24 protein-coding genes are annotated in these 19,769 nt (G+C 56.9%); 9 read left to right on the top strand and 15 right to left on the bottom strand.

Translation table 11 applies throughout. The features are described 5' to 3' along the window. The first annotated feature begins 7 nt into the window (after positions 1-7). From rpmI to GOV90_RS19000, 3 genes are all read left to right on the top strand, one after another. Entirely contained in the window at positions 8-208 is a 201-nt protein-coding gene (rpmI, locus tag GOV90_RS18990) for a 50S ribosomal protein L35 (protein ID WP_005981143.1), read from the top strand. A gap of 14 nt (positions 209-222) precedes the next feature. Continuing rightward, positions 223-588: a 50S ribosomal protein L20 gene (rplT, locus tag GOV90_RS18995; RefSeq protein ID WP_152457001.1), complete on the top strand. Its 366-nt coding sequence runs from the start codon at positions 223-225 to the stop codon at positions 586-588. A 181-nt stretch (positions 589-769) separates the two neighbouring features. Then, the gene (locus GOV90_RS19000) at positions 770-1,480 is read left to right on the top strand and encodes a hypothetical protein (protein ID WP_171096250.1); all 711 of its coding nucleotides are present in this window, start codon (positions 770-772) and stop codon (positions 1,478-1,480) included. A gap of 15 nt (positions 1,481-1,495) precedes the next feature. Here GOV90_RS19000 and GOV90_RS19005 read toward each other — a convergent pair whose 3' ends face one another. Both GOV90_RS19005 and GOV90_RS19010 read right to left on the bottom strand, forming a co-directional pair. Then, complete coding sequence (locus tag GOV90_RS19005; protein WP_171096248.1) at positions 1,496-1,957, bottom strand: hypothetical protein; 462 nt, start codon at positions 1,955-1,957, stop codon at positions 1,496-1,498. Between the two features lie 124 nt (positions 1,958-2,081). Next, the gene (locus GOV90_RS19010; protein ID WP_171096246.1) at positions 2,082-3,473 is read right to left on the bottom strand and encodes an aspartate aminotransferase family protein; all 1,392 of its coding nucleotides are present in this window, start codon (positions 3,471-3,473) and stop codon (positions 2,082-2,084) included. A 222-nt stretch (positions 3,474-3,695) separates the two neighbouring features. Here GOV90_RS19010 and GOV90_RS19015 point away from each other — a divergent pair, with 222 nt between their 5' ends. Further along, positions 3,696-5,324: an acyl-CoA synthetase gene (locus tag GOV90_RS19015; protein WP_171096244.1), complete on the top strand. Its 1,629-nt coding sequence runs from the start codon at positions 3,696-3,698 to the stop codon at positions 5,322-5,324. Here GOV90_RS19015 and GOV90_RS19020 read toward each other — a convergent pair. The 8 genes from GOV90_RS19020 to hmgA form a co-directional block, all read right to left on the bottom strand. Continuing rightward, positions 5,321-5,656, bottom strand: a complete 336-nt coding sequence (locus GOV90_RS19020; RefSeq protein WP_171096241.1) for a DOPA 4,5-dioxygenase family protein — start codon at positions 5,654-5,656, stop codon at positions 5,321-5,323. The two genes, GOV90_RS19015 and GOV90_RS19020, sit on opposite strands and share 4 nt — an antisense overlap. Before the next feature lie 86 nt (positions 5,657-5,742). Continuing rightward, positions 5,743-6,381 carry a maleylacetoacetate isomerase gene (maiA, locus tag GOV90_RS19025; RefSeq protein WP_171096239.1) on the bottom strand — a complete coding sequence of 213 codons (639 nt, stop codon included), beginning with the start codon at positions 6,379-6,381 and terminating at the stop codon, positions 5,743-5,745. Between the two features lie 11 nt (positions 6,382-6,392). Then, a complete protein-coding gene (locus GOV90_RS19030; protein WP_171096237.1) occupies positions 6,393-6,590 on the bottom strand; it encodes a DUF2783 domain-containing protein in 198 nt (65 codons plus the stop codon). A 5-nt stretch (positions 6,591-6,595) separates the two neighbouring features. Continuing rightward, entirely contained in the window at positions 6,596-8,206 is a 1,611-nt protein-coding gene (locus tag GOV90_RS19035) for an FAD-dependent oxidoreductase (protein WP_171172882.1), read from the bottom strand. A gap of 131 nt (positions 8,207-8,337) precedes the next feature. Beyond that, positions 8,338-9,288, bottom strand: coding sequence for an MBL fold metallo-hydrolase (locus GOV90_RS19040; protein ID WP_171096234.1), 951 nt, complete (start codon positions 9,286-9,288; stop codon positions 8,338-8,340). An 86-nt stretch (positions 9,289-9,374) separates the two neighbouring features. Next, complete coding sequence (fahA, locus tag GOV90_RS19045; protein ID WP_171096232.1) at positions 9,375-10,631, bottom strand: fumarylacetoacetase; 1,257 nt, start codon at positions 10,629-10,631, stop codon at positions 9,375-9,377. 21 nt (positions 10,632-10,652) lie between these two features. After that, positions 10,653-11,276, bottom strand: a complete 624-nt coding sequence (locus tag GOV90_RS19050; RefSeq protein ID WP_171096230.1) for a LysE family translocator — start codon at positions 11,274-11,276, stop codon at positions 10,653-10,655. Further along, positions 11,273-12,628, bottom strand: coding sequence for a homogentisate 1,2-dioxygenase (hmgA, locus tag GOV90_RS19055; RefSeq protein ID WP_171096228.1), 1,356 nt, complete (start codon positions 12,626-12,628; stop codon positions 11,273-11,275). The genes GOV90_RS19050 and hmgA overlap by 4 nt, the downstream gene beginning before the upstream one ends. 57 nt (positions 12,629-12,685) lie before the next feature. Between hmgA and GOV90_RS19060 the strand changes: the two genes are divergently transcribed. Beyond that, positions 12,686-13,138, top strand: a complete 453-nt coding sequence (locus GOV90_RS19060; RefSeq protein ID WP_171096226.1) for a MarR family winged helix-turn-helix transcriptional regulator — start codon at positions 12,686-12,688, stop codon at positions 13,136-13,138. A 39-nt stretch (positions 13,139-13,177) separates the two neighbouring features. After that, complete coding sequence (locus tag GOV90_RS19065; RefSeq protein WP_253284814.1) at positions 13,178-14,449, top strand: adenylate/guanylate cyclase domain-containing protein; 1,272 nt, start codon at positions 13,178-13,180, stop codon at positions 14,447-14,449. Positions 14,450-14,616: 167 nt separating this feature from the next. On the opposite strand, the gene GOV90_RS19070 is transcribed toward GOV90_RS19065, so the two are convergent. Both GOV90_RS19070 and GOV90_RS19075 read right to left on the bottom strand, forming a co-directional pair. After that, complete coding sequence (locus GOV90_RS19070) at positions 14,617-14,898, bottom strand: HlyU family transcriptional regulator (RefSeq protein WP_171096224.1); 282 nt, start codon at positions 14,896-14,898, stop codon at positions 14,617-14,619. Between the two features lie 196 nt (positions 14,899-15,094). Next, positions 15,095-15,904: a division plane positioning ATPase MipZ gene (locus GOV90_RS19075; RefSeq protein WP_171096222.1), complete on the bottom strand. Its 810-nt coding sequence runs from the start codon at positions 15,902-15,904 to the stop codon at positions 15,095-15,097. A 218-nt stretch (positions 15,905-16,122) separates the two neighbouring features. Between GOV90_RS19075 and GOV90_RS19080 the strand changes: the two genes are divergently transcribed. Next, on the top strand, positions 16,123-17,010 hold the full coding sequence (locus tag GOV90_RS19080) for an AEC family transporter (RefSeq protein ID WP_171105546.1): 888 nt from the start codon (positions 16,123-16,125) through the stop codon (positions 17,008-17,010). Positions 17,011-17,103: 93 nt separating this feature from the next. Next, the gene (locus GOV90_RS19085; RefSeq protein ID WP_171096217.1) at positions 17,104-17,475 is read left to right on the top strand and encodes a VOC family protein; all 372 of its coding nucleotides are present in this window, start codon (positions 17,104-17,106) and stop codon (positions 17,473-17,475) included. Between the two features lie 72 nt (positions 17,476-17,547). On the opposite strand, the gene rpmE is transcribed toward GOV90_RS19085, so the two are convergent. Both rpmE and rplS read right to left on the bottom strand, forming a co-directional pair. Further along, on the bottom strand, positions 17,548-17,769 hold the full coding sequence (rpmE, locus tag GOV90_RS19090; RefSeq protein ID WP_170428949.1) for a 50S ribosomal protein L31: 222 nt from the start codon (positions 17,767-17,769) through the stop codon (positions 17,548-17,550). A gap of 11 nt (positions 17,770-17,780) precedes the next feature. Next, positions 17,781-18,164: a 50S ribosomal protein L19 gene (gene rplS / locus GOV90_RS19095; protein WP_152457026.1), complete on the bottom strand. Its 384-nt coding sequence runs from the start codon at positions 18,162-18,164 to the stop codon at positions 17,781-17,783. Positions 18,165-18,545: 381 nt separating this feature from the next. Here rplS and GOV90_RS19100 point away from each other — a divergent pair, with 381 nt between their 5' ends. Then, the gene (locus GOV90_RS19100; protein WP_171096215.1) at positions 18,546-19,346 is read left to right on the top strand and encodes a GH25 family lysozyme; all 801 of its coding nucleotides are present in this window, start codon (positions 18,546-18,548) and stop codon (positions 19,344-19,346) included. Here the strand turns inward: GOV90_RS19100 and GOV90_RS19105 are convergent. After that, a complete protein-coding gene (locus tag GOV90_RS19105) occupies positions 19,343-19,768 on the bottom strand; it encodes a hypothetical protein (RefSeq protein ID WP_171096214.1) in 426 nt (141 codons plus the stop codon). The genes GOV90_RS19100 and GOV90_RS19105 overlap by 4 nt on opposite strands. Position 19,769 lies beyond the last annotated feature (1 nt).

A 19,769-nucleotide genomic window follows, 5' to 3' on the forward strand; every position in this document is an offset into this window, starting at 1 on the left:
GACGGAAATGCCTAAGATGAAGACCAAGTCGAGCGCTAAAAAGCGCTTCAAGGTGACTGCGACTGGTAAGGTCATGGCAGGCCAGGCCGGCAAGCGGCACGGCATGATCAAGCGGACCAAGAAGTTTATCCGCGACGCCCGTGGCACCACCACCCTGTCCGCCCCCGACGCCAAGATCGTCAAGGGCTACATGCCCTACGACCGCTAAGAGGAGATTAAGAGATGTCCCGCGTTAAAGGTGGAACCGTAACTCACGCCCGTCACAAGAAGGTCATTAAGGCTGCCAAAGGTTATTATGGTCGCCGCAAGAGCACCTTCAAGGTTGCCCGTCAGGCCGTCGACAAGGCCAACCAGTATGCAACCCGCGACCGTAAGAACCGCAAGCGCAACTTCCGCGCGCTGTGGATCCAGCGTATCAACGCTGCTGTCCGTTCGCATGACGAAGCTCTGACATATTCCCGCTTCATCAACGGCCTGAACCTGGCCGGTATCGAAGTGGACCGCAAAGTTCTGGCCGACCTGGCCGTGCACGAACCGGAAGCGTTCGGCGCGATCGTCGCCAAAGCTCAGGCCGCTCTGACTGCCTGATCTTCTGAAAAGAGACAGTGAAAGAAAAGCCGTCCCGGTTTGGGGCGGCTTTTTTGTTTTGGAAGAAGGGTCTGCGGACTTTGTGTTGTACAAGAAGTAAGGAAAACCTCCGTAGAAATGACACTTTTGTGGTGCGAAGATTATAAGAATTACACCTTTAGGTTGATTGAGGTGCTGAAGAATGAATTTATTGAAAGGCGCTTTAGAACAAATAGCTGTGGCGTTGATCCTGTCTGTCGGTCTGCCCGAAACCTTATTGGCGCAAGAGCAGGCGGAAGAAACAACTTCACCTGAAATCATCAGAGAAACCTTTGATGGAGAAGACCAGTCACTGATGCTGGGAGGGCAGGTTGACTTTTTCGGAGCAAAACCACCTTGGTCTGTCTATGTGGCCGATGGCTACCTGGTAATGGAAAACCGGCAGGAACTACGAAGCCTTCAGTTCAATGATATCCAATGGGTGAAGTTTCCCGGTGAAGACCGGGTGGAGACAACCGAAGATCTGGTTATTTCTGCCGTTGTAGATGGCGACGTCGTCGGAAATGGCGGTGTCGGGATTCTGGTGGGAAGCGGCAAGTCGGGGGTCTACACGGCTTTTACTGTGGACGACAAAGGGCGTTTCCTTCTTTTCAAGAAGGACGGTCGCCAACTGAGGCTGGCGCACAGTGGCGAACATGACGCGATTGTCGTCGGCGGGCCGAACGAGCTCAGTTTTCAAGTGCGCGGTGCGCAGGTTTTGTTCTATGCAAACGGGACCAGAGTCGTGCAGATCCCGTTCTCCAAAAGAACGTCGAATAGGAGCGGGTCGGACGGGCAGGCGGGCATTGGGCTCGCAGCGTTCGGGACAGGTACTTTTCGCTTTGACGAGGTCGAAATCTCCAAGCCCAATTGAGGCGCGGTGTTGAATTTACTTGTTGCCTTCCTTCTTCACCAATTGCGCCGCAAAGGCTACGCCCGTCCCCGGACCCGCATAGGTCACCATGATCACGTCATCCAAGTAAACGCCGTTGAATATACCTGCTGACACGTCATCCCCAGACAAACCGGCCTCGGCCAGAACAAAGCGGGTAGGGTCGTCTAAAGAGAAGGTACCCATCGCCTCTTCGACGATCCATTCGGTGTCGCCAATTCGACGCCAACGGTTGGTGGCCGTGATCAGGTTGCCGTCGAGCTTGGTGATCTCCAACTCCATTTCGGTCTTCAACAGGCCCTTTTCGTGGTTTGGGTTCGATTTGGCAAAACCCACCAGATAGGTGCCGTGCCAGGTGCCAACGATCTGAGGGAAGCCGCTGCCTGTTTCAGCTGTGGCTGAGGTTGCGAAGGCTAGAATAAGGATTGCAGCCCAGCTGCGGAATAGGTTGAGTAACATAAAGAAATCTCCTGCATAGGGTGCAAGCAGGCTACTCGAGTTCAGGAAATTGGCAAACTATCACGGCGGCACAAAAAACCGGCGCGATAGGCGCCGGTTTCGTTCATTTTAAGGTTGGTGCGCTTTACCCGAACACACGCCCCAGCGCACCATCGACTGCGTCGGTGATCTGGTCGATGTCATCCGCTGTTGCGATCAGCGCGGGCGAGAAACACAGCGTGTTGTTGCGGCTGGGGATCGAGCGGTTGGTGGCACCGATGATGACGCCCTGCGCCATACAATCGGCGACAACGGCCTGAACCCGCTTTTCATCCATCGGGTCTTTGGTCGCACGGTCGGTGACCAGTTCGGCCCCCAGGAACAGGCCCTTGCCGCGTACGTCACCAATGACTTTGTGCTTTTCCATCAGCGCTTGCAGGTTGCCCATCATGCGGTCGCCCATGTCGGTGCAATTGCCCAGCAGGTTCTCATCTTCGATGATGCGCATGTTCTCAATCGCTGCTGCCGGACCGGCCGTGCAGCCGCCAAAGGTCGAGATGTCACGGAAATAGTTCAGCGGATCCGACGCGTCGTCCTTGAACATGTCAAAGACTTCTTCAGTGGTGACCATGCAGGCAATCGCCGCATAGCCCGAGGCCACACCTTTGGCCATGGTCACGAAGTCTGGCTTGATGCCGTATTGCTGGTATCCGAACCATGTGCCGGTCCGGCCAACACCGCAGACAACCTCGTCGATATGCAGCAGCACGTCGTATTTCTTGCAGATCTCCTGCACGCGCTGCCAATACCCTTCGGGCGCTTCGATTACGCCGCCGCCAGCCGTTACAGGTTCAAGGCACAGGGCACCAACTGTGTCGGGGCCTTCGCGCAGGATGACCTCTTCGATCTGATCCGCCGCCCATTCGCCGAAATTCTCTTCCGGTGCGCCGTCCAGTTCGTGCTTGCGGTATTCCATGCAGTGCGGCACGCGTACGAAGTCAGGCGCGAAAGGTCCGTATTGCGCAGTCCGTTCATCCTGACCGCCGGCCGACATGGTTGCCAACGTCGAGCCGTGATAGTCGCGGTCGCGGTACAGAATCTTGGTCTTCTTACCGCCGTAGCGCTTGTGCGCGATCTGACGGACCATCTTGAAGGCTTTCTCGTTCGCTTCAGAACCGGAGTTTGTGTAGTAGACGCGGCTCATGCCGGGCATCTTGTCGATCAGCTGTTCGGCAAAGATTGCGCCGGGGATCGAGCCTGCCGAGTTGGCGAAATAGCACAGTTTCATCAACTGATCATAGACGGCCTTGCAGATCGATTCGCGGCCATAGCCAACGTTCACGGTCCACACTCCACCGGAAACAGCGTCCAGGTGTTCTTTGCCCTTCTGGTCCCAGACGCGCATGCCTTTGCCTTCGACAATGATGCGCGGGTCATTGGTTTCAAAGGGTTTATGCTGAATCAGGTGGTGCCAGATATGAGCGCGGTCGGCCTCGACCACGCGGGAAAGATCGTTTTCGTTGAACGTGCCGTCCATGACAAGTCCTTTCACTGAGATGCGCTTGAGGGGCTATTGGTCAGGCCATACCCCCGCCTGTGTTTAAGATGCTTCAGATCACCGCGAAAGGCCTGTTGTAAGTAGGGCCAGATCGCGCCATCCCATATTGCCAGAAGTTGGGCCTATCGTATTACTACGGATTTGTCAGAGCACCAAGATTATGCTCAAGTCGCGCGAACTGTGATTTGGGAGGATCAGCAGATGACAGCCACAAACATCTACGAGCGTCATTTGGACAAAAGCCGGGCCAATTACACGCCTTTGTCGCCGCTGACGTTCCTTGAGCGAACGGCGCAGGTCTATCCGGATTACCCCTCGGTGGTGTATGGGGACCGCCGGTATTGCTGGGCTGAAACCTATGCCCGGTGCCGACAACTGGCGGGTGCTCTGACCGCGCGCGGAATTGGTAAGGGTGACACCGTTTCAATCATCGCAGCGAATATACCCGAGATGTATGAGGCTCATTTTGGCGTGCCGATGGCAGGCGCTGTTCTGAACGCCATCAATACGCGCCTGGATGCACCAATCGTCGCTTTCATTCTCAATCACGCCGAAGCCAAGGTGCTGCTGGTTGACCCGGAATTTTCAGGTGTTGTGAAAGAGGCGCTGAAGCAGGTCGAGCGTGACATTTTGATTGTCGATATCGAAGACCCGAGCTTTGAGGGCGGTGAGACACTGGGCAGTCTGACATATGATGCTTTGCTGAGCGAAGGTGACCCGGAATTCAATTGGTCCTTGCCAGACGATGAGTGGGACGCAATCACGCTGAACTATACCTCTGGTACAACGGGCAATCCGAAAGGGGTTGTTTATCATCACCGGGGCGCAACCCTGAACGCGCAGTCGGACTTGCTGGATTGGGATATGCCCAAACATTCCGTCTACTTGTGGACACTGCCGATGTTTCACTGCAATGGCTGGTGTTTCCCTTGGGCCATGGCGGCGAATGCGGGTGTGTCTGTCTGTCTGCGCGCCGTGCGGGCCGAGCCGATCTATGCGGCGTTCCGCGATGAGAAAGTCACCCATTTCTGCGGTGCGCCCATCGTTTTGAACATGCTGGCCCATGCACCGGATGAGCTGAAAGACTTTGATCACCAGATCAAGGTAATGACCGCAGGTGCCCCACCGCCTGCGGCAGTGATCGAAGCGATGGAGGCGATGGGCGTCGAAGTCACCCATGTCTACGGCCTGACCGAGACGTACGGGCCCTCGGTCGTGTGTGCCTGGAAAGACGAGTGGAATGAGAAAGGGCCAGAAGATCGCGCTGCTCTGAAAGTACGGCAGGGTGTGCGGTACACGGCGCTGTCTGGCCTGATGGTGGCCGATCCCGAAACGATGGAACCCGTGCCTTCTGATGGCGAAACCATGGGTGAGATTTTCATGCAGGGCAACGTGGTGATGAAAGGGTATCTTAAGAACCCGGACGCCACGGACGGGGCCTTTAAAGGCGGCTGGTTTGCATCCGGCGATCTGGGTGTCATGCATCCCGACGGCTATATCGCGCTCAAGGATCGATCCAAGGACATCATCATTTCAGGCGGTGAGAATATCTCGTCCGTTGAGGTCGAGGGTATCCTTTATAAACACCCGGCGGTGATGGAGGCGGCTGTGGTTGCGCGTCCAGACGAAAAATGGGGCGAAACGCCGTGTGCTTTTGTCGAGCTGAAACCCGAAGCAACCGCGACCGAAGCAGAGCTGATTGCCTTCTGCCGGGACAATATGGCCCATTTCAAAGCACCTAAGACCGTCGTGTTTGGCACCCTGCCGAAGACATCTACGGGCAAGGTGCAAAAATTTGTCCTGCGGGATCAGGCGCGGTCGCTGGACTAAAGCTTGTCGAAGATCGAAAGGTTCAGATCCAGCATCTCACCCATCCAGATTGCCCGATCGCGGTGATCTTCCAGATGCTCACCGGTTTCGGGATGGGTGAACACGGTCAGGCCCTGCCGGTTCAGCATCAGCCATGGCATGACCTGATCAAAAGCGTCGGCGGCAAAGCCCAACTGGCAACTCCAGCGCGGATGAGGACCGACGTTGCGGGCATGCATACGCCCCATCTGAACCGGGAACAGCCTTGCGGCCTCTTCACAGACCTGTTGCGCCGTATCCTTCGTGTCGGCATCGAAATAGACATGGGCGTGGTAGCCGGTGATCTCGGGCATGGGGGACCTCATTTCTTTGATTTATCAAAGCTAAGGTCAAACAGGGCAAACGCCTAGGCGCACAGGCACACAGGGCCTGTGCAGGGTTATTGGGGTGCATGCGCGTCGGGGTGCGCTGCAACAAAGGCCGGATGACTAGCGCAGGCTGCTTCAACCCCCAGAACACGTGGCATGTCCGACAGGTCCACCTGCCAGCGGCGTGCGTTGTAGAGTTGGGGGATCAAGCAGATGTCGGCGAGGCCGGGCTCCGAACCGACACAATATGGTGTCTGTTCAAAGGTGCCCAACATGCTCTCAAAAGCTTGCAAGCCGGGCCGGATGAAGTACCGCATCCAATCTCCGGGCATGTCGGTTGCTTCTTTGCTTAACGACGTCGCATGACGTGCGACAGACAGGTTGCAGACCGGGTGAATATCCACCGCAATCGCATATGCAAGTGCCTGTACACGCGCGCGCTCGACCGCGTCGTCGGGTAGTAAGTTAAGTTGCTGCGTTCGGTCCAGATAGTCGAGGATGGCCAAAGATTGTGTCAGGCGGTGCCCGTCGACATCCAGTACCGGCACAAACCCTTGCGGATTGCGTGCCAAATGCTCAGCGCTTTTGTGTTCGCCACCTACCAGATCGACAAAAACCGGGTCATAGTCGATCCCGGCCAGGTTTAGGGCGATCCGCACACGATAGCTGGCTGAGGACCGCCAATAGTCGAAAAGAACGGGTTTGTTCACGTTAAAACCCGTCAGTTTTCGGTCAAAGCGGCTGCGCGAATGGCGTCGTACAACACCGTTCCGTCGCCGATGTGATTGGCAAGAACCAACACTAGCCGGGCGTTCAGCGCGTCGCTGTCGGCTTTTTCAAGCCCTTCATGCGCCGCCAAAAGGGTGGCGTAAAAGTCGTCGGCGTTGTCGAAATTGGGGGTTAGGATCAAGTCTGACATTGCGCTTACTCCTTACCGCAAGCTCTGCGGATTGCATGACGGAAACTGTTTTCTTCAAAGCTGTCCCGCCGAGCGGCTACGTGCTGATCCGGGCGGATCAGATACACAGCGCTGGTTGCATTACCCAAGTAACGACGTTTGAGAGCCAGCGTCAGGTCGTCTTTGACCGACAACGCCAGCCGAGTGACCTCAATCCCATCCTCTTCCAGAGTGTCTGGGGCATCGGCATCAATGGTCAGCAAGGTAAATTTGCCCGCCAGCTTGGGCAGAAGGAATTCATCGCCCAGCGGGGCATCCGGGCAGGCCGACCCCGGGCGTGTGCAGGCTGGGCCGTTCAGCGCATCGGCCGAGTTCAACGAAGACCCGTCATACGTGCAGGGTTGGCTCAAGCGCCCGGAATTCACCAGTGGTCGGGCAAATTCATACTGTTCGCTTAGATCCAGAACCGCATCGCGCAGAAGCCGCGACATCTCGGATTTTGGCGTGATGAAATCGGTCGACCGGCTGGATTTCTGGATATTTTCGTCGGCCCCCTGCACGCGTTCCGCGTTGTAGGTGTCCAACAGGCTTTCAGGGGCTTTGCCCTCGAGCACAAGCTTCAGTTTCCAGCACAGATTGTCGGTATCTTGCAGGCCCGAGTTTGCCCCGCGTGCGCCAAAGGGGCTGACCTGATGCGCGCTGTCGCCTGCAAACAGGACACGCCCCTTGCGGAAGCTTTCCATGCGGCGACACTGGAAGGTATAGATCGAGACCCATTCCAGCTGGAACTCGACGTCTTCGCCCAGCATCGCCTTGAGGCGTGGGATGACATTCTCGGGGCGCTTTTCACGCTCCTTGTCGATGTCCCAGCCCAATTGCAGGTCGATGCGCCAGACGTTGTCAGGCTGTTTATGGAGCAGTGCAGATTGACCGCGATTGAACGGTGGGTCGAACCAGAACCAGCGTTCTGATGGGAAATCGGCATCCATGATCACATCCGCGATCAGGAAGTTGTCTTCGAATACACGCCCTTCGAAATCAATGCCCAGCATCCGGCGGGTGGGAGAGGTGGCTCCGTCGCAAGCGATCAGCCATTCAGCCTCAAGCGTGTAGGGGCCTTCGGGGGTCTCGACCTCCATCCGAACGTGATCCTCGTGCGTGCCAATGGCCTCTACCTTGTTGCGCCCACGAATTTCTATCGGTGCGCCTTCTGCCTGCAGCTCGCGAACCCGTTGAACGAAGTAATCTTCGAAATGGTATTGCTGCAGGTTGATGAAAGCCGGATTGGCATATCCTTCATCCGGTTGCAGGTTGAAGTCATAGACCTGGCGATCATCGAAAAAGACCTTGCCGCGATCCCACAACACGCCTTTGTCGACCAAGCGGTGTCCACATCCCAGACGGTCGGCAATTTCCAAAGTGCGCTGAGAAAAACAAATAGCGCGGCTGCCGAAACTGACCTTGTCGTTCTCGTCCAGAACCACAACTTCGATCCCTTGTTGGGCCAGATCGATGGCGGCGGCCAAACCAACCGGACCGGCACCAATCACGATGACCTTGCGCCTGACGGGCGTGGGACTGTCCTGATCAGGGCTGCGTTCATAGCCATAAAGCGGCGTTTCAAAGATCTTGTTCATGGGCTCCCCCCAAGCAGATGCACCAAAGTGCTGCATATCCTGTCCCCCGGCGACAGGCGCCGGAGGCCTTGGCTTATGGTTTCATCGAATCCCGCCGCGCAAAACGATCTGGATCAAACCGGGTCGTTTTGTCATCCTTGCAGGGCTTCCCACATCTCAAGGTCGCGCTGGGCGGTCCAGATGCGCGGCGTGTCGATGCCGCGTGCCTCGTCATAGGCGCGCGCCACGTTGAACGGCAGGCAGTGTTCGTAGATCGCGTAGTCAGCGAATTTGGGGTCACATTCGGCGCGTACGGCGTCCCAGGCTTCTTTCAGGCTGCCGCCGCGTGCAGCCACCTTGGCGGCCGGGCGGTAGGTGCTGCTGACGAAATCGCGTGTATTTTCGATGGCCGCATTGACCATGTCCTTACCAACCAGCGCGTCGCCGCGTCCGGGCGCGATGGCGTCGACATCAAACCACTTGATTTCGTCCAGCGTGTCACCCCAGTCGCTGAAATGCCCGTCACCACAATAGCAGGCCGAGTGGTACTCGACGATGTCGCCTGTAAACATCACGTTTTGATCCGGCACATGAATTACGATGTCCCCGGCGGTGTGCGCACGGCCCAGATGCATCAGATCCACACGACGGTTGCCCAGATAGACGGTCATCGTGTCGCTGAACGTGGTGGTGGGCCAGGTCAGGCCGGGTATGCTTTCGTGCCCTTCGAACAGGCGCGGGAACCGTTGGAATTCGCTGTCCCAATCTTCCTGCCCGCGTTCCACGACCATGGCGCGGGCCATGTCTGACATCAGTATTTGCTGCGCGCCAAACGCGCTGGCACCCAGAACGCGAACGGCGTGGTAGTGGGTCAGGGCCACATGCGTGATCGGCTTGTCTGTAACTGATCGAACGCATTCGATCACCTTGTTGGCCAGACGCGGTGTCGCCTGCGCCTCGACAATCATCACGCTGTCATCGCCGATGATGACGCCCGAGTTCGGGTCGCCTTCGGCCGTAAAGGCATAGAGTCCTTCGCCCACCTCGGTGAAGCTGATCTTTTTCTCAGACATGTCCCCCTGGGACGCGAATGCTTTGGCCATCTTGGTATTGTCCTTTTGCGCTTGCGCGGAAGGCTGCGGTTGGAAGCCTTCGGCGGGAGTATTTGGAAAAAGATGAAGTCAGTGCGTCATCGTTCGAAAGGGGAAGTAAGGGCAGGCAGAACGGTGCCAACACAGTCACCGAAGCCGATTGTATAGCCGTCGCCTTTGGCCGCGCCGGTCAGGGTGAGTGTGTCGCCGTCCTCGATGAAGCTGCGGGTTTCACCGCTGTCCAGCGTCAGAGGTTCCTTGCCGCCCCAGCTGAGTTCCAGCAACGAACCGCGTTCGGGTTTGGTTGGTCCGGAAATGGTGCCCGACCCCAGCAAATCACCTGCATTCATCGGACAGCCGGACGTCGTGTGGTGGGCCAGTTGCTGCGCGGCGGAATAGTACATCTGGTTGTAGTTGGTCTGTGCAATTGTCGTGGCAGGCCGTCCGACAGGAGCCATGGAGATCGACAGGTCGATATCATAGAGCATCGGGCCGCAGTCTTTCAGGTGATCCAGCAACTCGAACTCACGGGCCGGCGTGTCACAGCGGAAAGGCTCCAGCGCTGCCTTGGTGACAATCCAGGGGCTGATTGAGGTTGCGGTAGCTTTGGCCTGAAACGGACCGAGTGGCTGGTATTCCCAAGCCTGGATGTCGCGCGCAGACCAGTCGTTCAGCAGGACGTAGCCAAAAATATTGTCGTCCGCCTCTTGCACCGAGATTGGGCCATCCGAAGGGGTGCCGACAATCGCGCCCATCTCAAGCTCGATGTCAAAACGGCGGCTGGGCAGAAAGGCGGGTATATCTTGGTCTGGCGCTTTTAGCTGCCCCCACGGGCGGCGAATATCCGTGCCCGATACCACGACCGAAGACGCGCGCCCGTTGTACCCAATGGGAATATGCAGCCAGTTTGGCGGCAATGCGTTTTCCGGCCCCCGGAACATCGTGCCCACGTTGAATGCATGGTTCCGGCCTGCGTAGAAATCGGTGTATTCACTGACAGCGAAAGGCAGGTGCATCTCGGCGTCGTCTTGTTTGACAAGCAATGGTTCAACCTTGCTTTGCTCGTCCGAGCCCTCGGTCAGAAGGCTGATCAGACGTTCCCGCAGGGCGGCCCAGACAGCGGGGCCTTCTTCCATCAACGGGTTCCAGAACGGCATGTCGAACAGGGGCTCATCGCTCAGGGTGATCAACCCTTCGGCTTCGGCGGCGGTGACGTCGAGGATCATGTCCCCAATGGCCACACCGCAGCGCGGATCGTCGCCCACGGTCGAGAAGACGCCATAAGGCAGGTTGTTCAGTGGGAACGGATGTGTCGCGTCATTGGCCGACGTCACCCAGGATGTCATTAGAGGCATACGATGTCCCTGTTTTGTTGGTTAAGTTGAGGGGCGAAGGGATTTCAGCCCCAACAAGATAGCAGCCAGGATCATGAAGCTGCCGCCAATGCGGTCAAGCCACAGCTTTGCCGGACCTTGCAAACGGCGGGCCAGCCAGCTTGCGCTGCCGCCATATGCGGTCAGGAACATCCCGTCCATGACCAGATAGGTGGCCGAAAGAATGGCGAATTGCGGCCAGAGAGGCAGTGCTCCGTCAATGAACAACGGGAACAGGGCTGCAAAAAAGACCACGGCCTTGGGATTCGCGGCAGAAGTAACAAATCCTTGCATCCAAAGCGATTTGCGGCTGGCCTTGGGTGCGGTTTGCGCATCAGACACGCGCGCTTTGAGGATCTGTTTGACCCCAAGGTAAACCAGATAAGCCACACCCAGCCATTTGATGACTGTCAGCGCGGTGGCGGATGTGGCAATCAGCGCGGCCAGGCCCAGCCCAGCCGCCAACATCTGCAGAAAGTTCGCCGTCAGATCTCCGGCAGCGGTGAATAGCCCGCGCCGAAGCCCGTTGGTGGCTGAGTTTGACAACATCAACAACTGGCTAGGTCCCGGTGTGCTCATCAGCAGCAGGACCGTTGCCACATAGGTGAACCAGATATCCAAGCTCATTTCTTACCCGGTGTTCCGTCGAACTTTTTCTCGAGCGATGTCCAGCAGTCGATATAATCATCCTGCAAAGGCGCTTCGGTGGCGGCAAATGGCGTCAGATGCTGCGGGAAGCGGGTTTCGAACATGAACGACATTGTCTTGTCCAGCTTGTCCGGCCCCAGGTTGGAGTACGATGCCTTGTCAAAGGCTTCCCGGTCGGGGCCGTGCGGGATCATCATGTTGTGCAGGCTTGTGCCGCCGGGCACGAAGCCCTGTGGTTTTGCATCATACTGGCCGTAAATGTTGCCCATGAGCTCGGACATGATGTTTTTGTGGTACCACGGCGGGCGGAACGTGTCCTCCATCACCATCCAGCGTTCGCGGAACAGAACAAAGTCGATATTGGCCGTGCCGGGCTGGCCAGACGGTGCCGTCAGAACCGTAAAGATCGACGGGTCGGGATGGTCGAACAGGATCGCGCCAACCGGGCAATAATTGCGCAAGTCATATTTGTAGGGCGCATAGTTGCCGTGCCATGCGACCACATCCAGCGGGCTGTGCCCGATCTTGGTGGTGTGGAACTGGCCGCACCATTTGATCGTCACGGTCGACGGGGTTTCGCGATCTTCAAACGCAGCTACGGGCGCTTTGAAGTCGCGCGGGTTGGCCATGCAGTTTGCGCCAATCGGGCCACGGCCCGGCAGTTCAAACTTTTGCCCGTAGTTTTCGCAGACAAAACCGCGCGCGGGGCCTTCCAAAACCTCGACCCGGTACAGCAGACCACGCGGAATAATTGCGATCTCTTTGGGTTCCAGATCGATGATTCCCAGCTCGGTCGCAAAACGCAGGCGTCCTTCCTGCGGAACAACCAACAGCTCGGAATCGGCCGAGAAGAAGTAGTCATCCACCATGGATTCGGTGACCAGATAGATGTGGCTGGCCATGCCCACTTGCGTGTTCACGTCCCCCGCCGTGGTCATGGTCCGCATCCCGGTCATCCAGTTCAGACCTTCATCAGAATGTGGGACGGGATCCCAGCGATACTGACCCAGGCTGATCACATCCGGGTCGATGCACGGTGCCGATTTCCAATAGGGGAGGTCGATTTTTTCGTAACGATGTGAATGCTTCACCGACGGGCGAATGCGGTAACACCAAGTGCGTTCGGGCGGGTTTGCAGTGAAGGCGGTGCCGCTCAGCTGCTCTCCGTAAAGGCCATAGTTGCAGCGCTGTGGGCTGTTCATCCCTTGTGGCAGCGCGTCGGGCAGGGCCTCGGTCTCAAAGTCGTTTCCAAAGCCGGGCATATAGCCGGCATGTGTGCCGACCGGCGTTGCAGCCTGCGTCAGCATATGCGGATCACTCGGACGATTCATGATGGTTTCCTCCGTTTGCTGCTTGTCGGGTAATAGTTGATTTTGTAACTAACAAGCATGTCACACGTAGAATCCAAAAAAAATGATGAGTTTGATCTGCAAAATTTTCTGCCCTTCCTGCTGAACCAGGCGGCTGAACAGGCGTCATTGGAATTTCAGAGCGTATACAAAGGCCGTTACGGGATGCTCAGAACCGAATGGCGGGTGCTGTTTCATCTCGGGCTATTTGGCGAGATGACCGCGAAAGAGATTTGCAAACGTGCCAGAATGCACAAGACCAAGATCAGCCGCGCGGTCGCCAAGCTGGAACAGCGTCGTTACTTGAAACGCACACGCGATGAAGCGGACCGGCGTGCTGAATGGCTGACTCTAACACCGGCTGGGCAAACCGTGTATCGTGACTTGCATGGCGTCGCCGCAGACTATGATGCGAAACTGTCGGGCCTGTTTGATGCGGAGGAAGCCGCTCTGCTGCGTAAAATGCTGCAAAGATTGGCTGGTTTGGACTGACCACTGGCAATTGATGTGCATGATCCCCAGATGGGATGCATGCTTGATACGGACACCAATATGACCTCGCTGGACTCTTCGTCGGTACCCACACACAACCTGATCGATTGGTTGGTCAATAAGGGGCTTGAAGGGGCTGGTCAGGAAGAATTGCTGGAAGGCTTTTGCACCCGGCTGGTCGACATGGGCATCCCGTTGATGCGCTTTCACGCAGCCCAGTCCACTTTGCACCCAGTTTACGGCGGTATGGGTTACAGTTGGTACAACGGCACAGGCGGTGAATTCGAGCGGTTTGAAAATACTGATGAACCCAGCGAGGTTTGGCAGCAAAGCCCGCTGTATGCCCTGTTGCATGAGGATCTGGATGAAATCCGGGTCAAACTGGTCGAACATAATGAACCCTGTCGCTTTCCGCTGTTGAACGACCTGCGGGAAATCGGGGCAACCGATTATTATGCCACGGGCTTGTCTTTTGAAGGGGCTAAGCAGTTGCGCCCCAATGGCGCAAAGAAGGTCAGCGATGGCGTTCTGATGTCCTGGACCAGTGACGCACCAACCGGTTTTGACGACGGCGATCTGAGCCAAATCCACACCGTTCTGCCGCATTTGGGTCTGGCGCTTAAGTCCGCCAAGAACCAGAACCTGACCAAGGATCTGATGCGTGTTTACCTGGGCCGCGACGCCGGTCGTCGGGTTCTGTCTGGTGAAATCCAGCGCGGGTCTTTGCAGCAGATCGATGCGGTAATTTGGAACTTCGACCTCGAAGGCTTCACCACCCTGTCAGAGGATCTACCGGGGCACGAGATTATTGACATGCTAAACGACTATCTGGCCGTGGCAGTGGGCGTGGTGCATGACAGGGGCGGTAATATCCTGAAATTCATGGGCGATGGTCTGATGGCCATGTTCGATGTCGGCGAAATCGACGAAGATGCCCGCGCCGCGCTGAGCGCGGTTCCCCTGTTGCAGTCGCGTATGGATGCGTTGAACGCTCAACGACAGGAGCAAGGCCTGCCAGTGGCCAACTACACGCTGGCTCTGCATTCAGGCGAAATTCTCTATGGTAATATCGGTTCCGAGACGCGGTTGGATTTCACAGTCATCGGACCAGCCGTCAATCAGGCCGCCCGTATTGCGGGGATGCACCGGTCACTGGGACAGAGAATCCTGATCTCGGACGACGTCGCCCGCGCCGCACAACCCTGCGTGCAAGAGCTTGTGTCAGTGGGTCGTTACATGCTACGCGGAGTGAACGAACCGAAAGAGTTGTTTACGGTGTACAGTCCCAGTGGGCAATCCGTAACCGATTGAAACTGAGCCTGTTCCTAAGTTGATGGACCTTGCAGAACGTCTTGGTTCCTTCCTTCTGCGGTCGTACCCTACATTGACGCTATTGGCTGCATGAACAAGGCCGAGGGTGTGTCGTTCGGCAAGCGCAGGTCACATGGTAATCGTCGTTCGCATCTCGGACAAAAAAGCTATCGGTTTCCAGCATCGAATATGCGTTCGCCCTGCTCGTCAATCACCTGCTTCGCCTTGGTGATGCTGAAGCTCTCGGCCTGATCCCGGCTTTCAAAGACATCTGCCCGGATCACCGCTTGCGTTTTACGCTCTCCGTCGATGGTCTTTTCGATTCGGGCCGAAAGGCGATACTTGCCACCCTCGGCAATCAGGTCCGGGAAGATTTCGAACCCTTTGTATGCGACCGGCTCAGGACCCGACTTTTCGCCGCCACCAAAGAGTTTTGAGAAGAGTGACATGGACCAGCTCCTTTCAGCTTGTTTGGATCAGAGACTAACGCGGCTAGGGGCGGGGTTGAAGTGCGCCGTACGGTCAGTTCACCGGATCCTCGATGCTATTGCATCCTGGCTGCCAACGCAAAGCGCCTAGAGCAGCCACTCAGTGCTGGAATCCAACTGCTGGATTTGTTTACACAGCGTCCGACAGGGCCTTGGATCAGAAATCGATCTCCACGCCCGGCAAGCTCAGCTCTTTCATCATGTCGCGCAGTTCCTGACGGGCGGCGATGTTCGAGATGTTCAACTGCTTTACGCCGATATCCTTGAGATCCAGCAGGGTCAGGCCACGGGGGAACAGTTCGCGGAAGATAACCCGTTCGGAAAAGCCCGAAGCGACGCGAAAGCCGATGCGCTGAGACAGCATCTCGATCGCGCGCTGCATCTTTTCCTTGTTGACCATACGCTGCGTGCCGACCCGGTTGCGGACCACGACCCAGTCGATGGGTTTCAGCCCAGCTTGGGCCCTTAACTGACGCGCGTTCCAGACCATTTCGGAATAGACCGATGGGCCGAGGATCTTTTCCCCCTTCGAGTCGATCCGCGCCAAAAGGTCGAAGTCGATGAAGCTGTCGTTCAGCGGCGTGATCAGCGTGTCGGCCAACGAGTGCGCCACCTGGCTGAGCCGGGTGTGAGAGCCCGGGCAGTCGATCAGGATGAAGTCGCTGTCGCTCTCCAGTTGCGATACGGCGGCAGACAGGCGGTGGTCATAGATGTTCTCGCCAGGTTTCAGCGTGGCGGCATCGATTTCGGGCAGGTCGTGATGGCGCGGGCTGGGCAGGGTTAGGTCCGAGCTTTTGAGGAAGTTGTTCCGGTTCTCGAAATAGCGTCCCAGACTGCGCTGGCGCAGGTCCAGATCCAGCGTGCTGACCTTGTGCCCCAATCGGGCCAGCGCGGTTGCCACATGCATCGACACGGTCGATTTGCCTGCGCCACCCTTTTCGTTCCCGACCACAATGATATGTGCCATGCTTGTTTTCCCAAGTCCCGCCGTGCTTCGCTACACGTTGTTGGCACCCACTATATGTTGTGTCGCGTTGGAAGGAAAGAACCTCAAGCGGCGGTTTCGGGCAATATCAGACCCTATTTTGGAAAACCCTGCGCGGTGCGCGGGTTACGGGCGCGCGCTTGCCAATGCGCCGGACCTGATTCACAGTCAGCATGCAGGTTGAGCAGGGAGAATGCAGTTTGGAACACCTGTTCCTGAACGTTTTGAACGTGGTTTTGCCGGTCCTGATCTGCGCCGGGATTGGCTATGGCCTTGCGCTGATTCACGCTCCCTTCGACAACAAGGTGATCGGTGGGATCGTCTCGAAGGTGGGCTATCCTACGCTAATTATTTCGCACCTTTCGACGACCAAATTGGCGGTTAACACTTTTCTGGACATGATGACCGCTGCCGCTTTGGCGGTGGCAGGGTTCGGTGTGTTGGGTTTCGTCGCCCTAAAGGCCCTGCGCCTGCCGGTCAGGGCGTTTCTGACGCCGTTGATGCACGGAAATGTTGGCAACATAGGACTGCCAATCACCCTGCTGGCACTGGGTGATGCAGGCATGGCCTATACGATGGCGTTTGTCGTGGTTGTGTTGATCAGCATCTTTACTGTCGGGATGTGGATTCCAGCCGGAGAATTCTCGCCTCGGAAACTGGCTTCTTCACCGATTATCTATGCCGTAGCGCTTTCACTGATCCTGATGGCGACAGGAACCAGCCTGCCGCAGCCGATTGCAAAATCTTTTGATATTCTGGGAGGACTGTCGATTCCGCTGATGTTGCTGACATTGGGTCATACCTTGGCGACATTGCAGGTCAAAAGCCTGGGACGGGCGATCATATTAACGCTGATGCACCTAGTGATGGCCGTTGTCATCGCCAGCGCCTTGATCTGGCTGTTCGGGTTTACGGGACCGGAACGGGGCGCTTTGATTCTGTGCTGCCTGATGCCGTCGTCTGTGGCGACCTACCTCTTCATCGATCAGCATGTACCGGAATACGGGCCAGATGTGGCAGGCTTCATTCTGGTCTCGACATTGGCGACAATACTGGTGCTTCCGGTGGCGCTGTCCTACTGGATTTGACTTCAAACCGATGCCGGTTTCGTGACTTGTAACGCCTTAGCGACTGACCGACTATGCCCGGGAAATCATGCCGTCTTCAAAGGGGTTCCGTATATGATCGGATATGTAACCATTGGTGTTTCCAACTTGGACGCCGCAAAATCATTCTATACCTCATTATTCGAGGACAAAGGTGCCAAAGTTCTGGTCGATGCGGGCCGTATCGTATTTATCGGAAATGACCCGACGGCACCGATGCTGGCCGTATGCGAACCATATGATGGCAATGACTGCGCGTCCGGAAATGGCAATATGATATCTTTTCCTGCCGACACCAAAGAGTCCGTTTCCGCAATGTATGACAAAGCGATCAGCCTTGGCGCGACAGACGAAGGCGAGCCCGGGCAACGCGTGCCGGACCGGTTTTATGGTGCATATGTGCGGGACCCTGACGGCAACAAGCTTTGTTTTTATGTCTTCGGTTGAAGCCGGATTAAGCCCAGGCAAGAAAAAAGGCCGCCCGATGGGGCGGCCTTTCGCATTTCATTTCGGTCAAGCTTAGAAGCCCAGACCTTCGTATTTCTTCTTGAACTTCGACACGCGGCCGCCGGCGTCCATCAGGCGCGACGAGCCACCGGTCCATGCCGGGTGCGAAGAGGGGTCGATTTCCAGAGCCAGCTGGTCGCCTTCTGCGCCCCAGGTGGATTTCATCTGAACCACGGTGCCATCGGTCATTTTGACGTTGATGACGTGATAATCGGGATGGATGTCTTTTTTCATCTTTCCGCTCCTTACGCCTCGGCGCCAGCCTTGGGCTTGTAGTTGGTGACTTCTGCGATACGTGCGGATTTACCGCGACGGGTGCGCAGATAGTACAGTTTGGCGCGACGGACGCGGCCACGGCGGACAACGGTGATGCTGTCAATGTTGGTCGAATACAGCGGGAACACACGTTCCACGCCTTCGCCAAACGAAATTTTGCGAACGGTGAACGAACCGGCAATGCCATTGCCGTTGTTGCGCGCGATGCAGACGCCTTCATAGTTCTGCACACGGGTGCGCGACCCTTCGGTCACCTTATAGCCGACACGGATGGTGTCACCGGCTTTGAAGTCGGGGATGTCTTTCCCCAGGGCGGCAATCTGTTCCGCCTCAAGCTGTGCGATCAGGTCCATCGCAGGTACTCCTATCTGCTCGTGGTTGGTCCACGAAGTTTGGGCACGGCCTGAGAGCTCTTGGTCTTCATCGGGTCCTGCACGCAGCCCGCCAGAGGTCAGATCGACTGTTCCTTAAGTCCGGTTCCATCTGACACATCCCTGCCGAAGAAAGCTGGGCGTTACGCCATGATGCAAACCAAAACACCGGAGTCGCAGATTGCGGCACCGGATTGCGGTCGTTTAAGGGGATTGTACGCAGGGATCAAGAGCAAATCGCATCGAATTGCCGGGCAATACTGGTGGGATTCCGCCAGTCGCAAACTGCAGCGTTGCCTTGCCACTCAGATCAGGCATTCTGAGGCAAATTGAAAGAGCAGAATTTAAGACAGGACTTCAAGGATGCGAATTGCATTTGTTCTGGCAGTTTCGGCTGCTTTGCTTGTGTCATGCGGGCGCGGTGGCCCGAAGCCTCAGGCGGTCGAGCCTGTGCCGGGCGTGGACCGGACAGCACCGTCGGTGATTTACCCCGATTTTGGTGACGCTGATCCGCATGATTGGGAGGGCCGCCATCCGGGCCTGTATCCTATTCACGGGCTGGATGTTTCGCGATGGCAGGGGGCAATAGACTGGCGCAGGGCCAAAGCTTCGGGTGTGAGCTTTGTGTTCATGAAAGCAACCGAAGGTGGAGATGTGGCCGATCCGATGTTCGATGACCATCGACGCGGCGCACAGGCCGCCGGTGTGCCTTGGGGGGCTTACCACTACTACTATTTCTGTCGTTCGGCCCGTGAACAGGCCCGTTGGTTCATCCGCAACGTTCCCAAAGGCGCGGACTTACCGCATGTGCTGGACATGGAATGGACGCCGCATTCGAAGACCTGCACCTTGCGGCCCGACGGCAAAACCGTTCGCGCCGAGGCACAACGGTTCCTGGATATTTTGGAACGGCACTATGGTCGTCGTCCCATTGTCTATACGACTGTGGATTTCTTTGAAGATACCGACATCGCTCGCCTGCCAAAGACCGAGTTCTGGTTGCGTTCGGTTGCCGGCCACCCGCGTGAGGTTTACCCGCGCACTGTTTGGCGTTTCTGGCAGTACACTGGCACCGGGTTGGTGCCAGGTGTTCAGGGCAGGGTGGACATCAACGCCTTTAACGGCACGCCGGAAAACTGGGCCAGATGGAAGGCCAAGCCTTAGACCTTCGGCGTTCCGTAGGTTTCAATCGTACCGCCGCTGACCAGATGATCCAGGCGTCGCTCGCGTTCTTCGCCATAGGCGTTGCGCAGCCAAAAGGACTCACCCGCGCTAAGCTCGCGGCGTTCAAAACCACGTTCGCGCAGGCAGCGGTCCACCTGATCGATCTCACCCTGTACGCGCAGTCCGTCTTGAATCGGGGCGGTTACGGCTGGTCCGATAATGATTCCCCAAAGGAGAATGTTAGTCGCATACCCCCCGATGACTGCGGCGTTCCCACCCTCATCTGCTTCTTGTGAGCAGGAATCGACCGCAACCCGCGCTGAGTGCAGATTGTGGCCAGCTTGTGTGGGAACAGACATTCCGAGTGGCTTTGTGGTGCAGGCCGAAGCGGCCAACAACGCGCCAAGCAATAGCTTTTTCATA

It is taken from the genome of Ruegeria sp. HKCCA5929 (assembly GCF_013034525.1).
Taxonomy (GTDB): domain Bacteria; phylum Pseudomonadota; class Alphaproteobacteria; order Rhodobacterales; family Rhodobacteraceae; genus Ruegeria.

Coding starts and splice junctions, on each gene's coding strand:
- GOV90_RS19015 (WP_171096244.1), top strand. CDS start 3,696: ATGACAGCCACAAACATCTACGAGCGTCATTTGGACAAAAGCCGGGCC.
- GOV90_RS19060 (WP_171096226.1), top strand. CDS start 12,686: ATGTCACACGTAGAATCCAAAAAAAATGATGAGTTTGATCTGCAAAAT.
- rpmE (WP_170428949.1), bottom strand. CDS start 17,769: ATGAAAAAAGACATCCATCCCGATTATCACGTCATCAACGTCAAAATG.
- GOV90_RS19035 (WP_171172882.1), bottom strand. CDS start 8,206: ATGAACAAGATCTTTGAAACGCCGCTTTATGGCTATGAACGCAGCCCT.
- GOV90_RS19065 (WP_253284814.1), top strand. CDS start 13,178: ATGCTTGATACGGACACCAATATGACCTCGCTGGACTCTTCGTCGGTA.
- GOV90_RS19050 (WP_171096230.1), bottom strand. CDS start 11,276: ATGAGCTTGGATATCTGGTTCACCTATGTGGCAACGGTCCTGCTGCTG.
- rpmI (WP_005981143.1), top strand. CDS start 8: ATGCCTAAGATGAAGACCAAGTCGAGCGCTAAAAAGCGCTTCAAGGTG.
- GOV90_RS19075 (WP_171096222.1), bottom strand. CDS start 15,904: ATGGCACATATCATTGTGGTCGGGAACGAAAAGGGTGGCGCAGGCAAA.
- GOV90_RS19030 (WP_171096237.1), bottom strand. CDS start 6,590: ATGTCAGACTTGATCCTAACCCCCAATTTCGACAACGCCGACGACTTT.
- GOV90_RS19100 (WP_171096215.1), top strand. CDS start 18,546: ATGCGAATTGCATTTGTTCTGGCAGTTTCGGCTGCTTTGCTTGTGTCA.
- GOV90_RS19010 (WP_171096246.1), bottom strand. CDS start 3,473: ATGGACGGCACGTTCAACGAAAACGATCTTTCCCGCGTGGTCGAGGCC.
- hmgA (WP_171096228.1), bottom strand. CDS start 12,628: ATGAATCGTCCGAGTGATCCGCATATGCTGACGCAGGCTGCAACGCCG.
- fahA (WP_171096232.1), bottom strand. CDS start 10,631: ATGCCTCTAATGACATCCTGGGTGACGTCGGCCAATGACGCGACACAT.
- GOV90_RS19070 (WP_171096224.1), bottom strand. CDS start 14,898: ATGTCACTCTTCTCAAAACTCTTTGGTGGCGGCGAAAAGTCGGGTCCT.
- GOV90_RS19085 (WP_171096217.1), top strand. CDS start 17,104: ATGATCGGATATGTAACCATTGGTGTTTCCAACTTGGACGCCGCAAAA.
- GOV90_RS19020 (WP_171096241.1), bottom strand. CDS start 5,656: ATGCCCGAGATCACCGGCTACCACGCCCATGTCTATTTCGATGCCGAC.
- rplS (WP_152457026.1), bottom strand. CDS start 18,164: ATGGACCTGATCGCACAGCTTGAGGCGGAACAGATTGCCGCCCTGGGG.
- GOV90_RS19005 (WP_171096248.1), bottom strand. CDS start 1,957: ATGTTACTCAACCTATTCCGCAGCTGGGCTGCAATCCTTATTCTAGCC.
- rplT (WP_152457001.1), top strand. CDS start 223: ATGTCCCGCGTTAAAGGTGGAACCGTAACTCACGCCCGTCACAAGAAG.
- GOV90_RS19000 (WP_171096250.1), top strand. CDS start 770: ATGAATTTATTGAAAGGCGCTTTAGAACAAATAGCTGTGGCGTTGATC.
- GOV90_RS19105 (WP_171096214.1), bottom strand. CDS start 19,768: ATGAAAAAGCTATTGCTTGGCGCGTTGTTGGCCGCTTCGGCCTGCACC.
- GOV90_RS19040 (WP_171096234.1), bottom strand. CDS start 9,288: ATGGCCAAAGCATTCGCGTCCCAGGGGGACATGTCTGAGAAAAAGATC.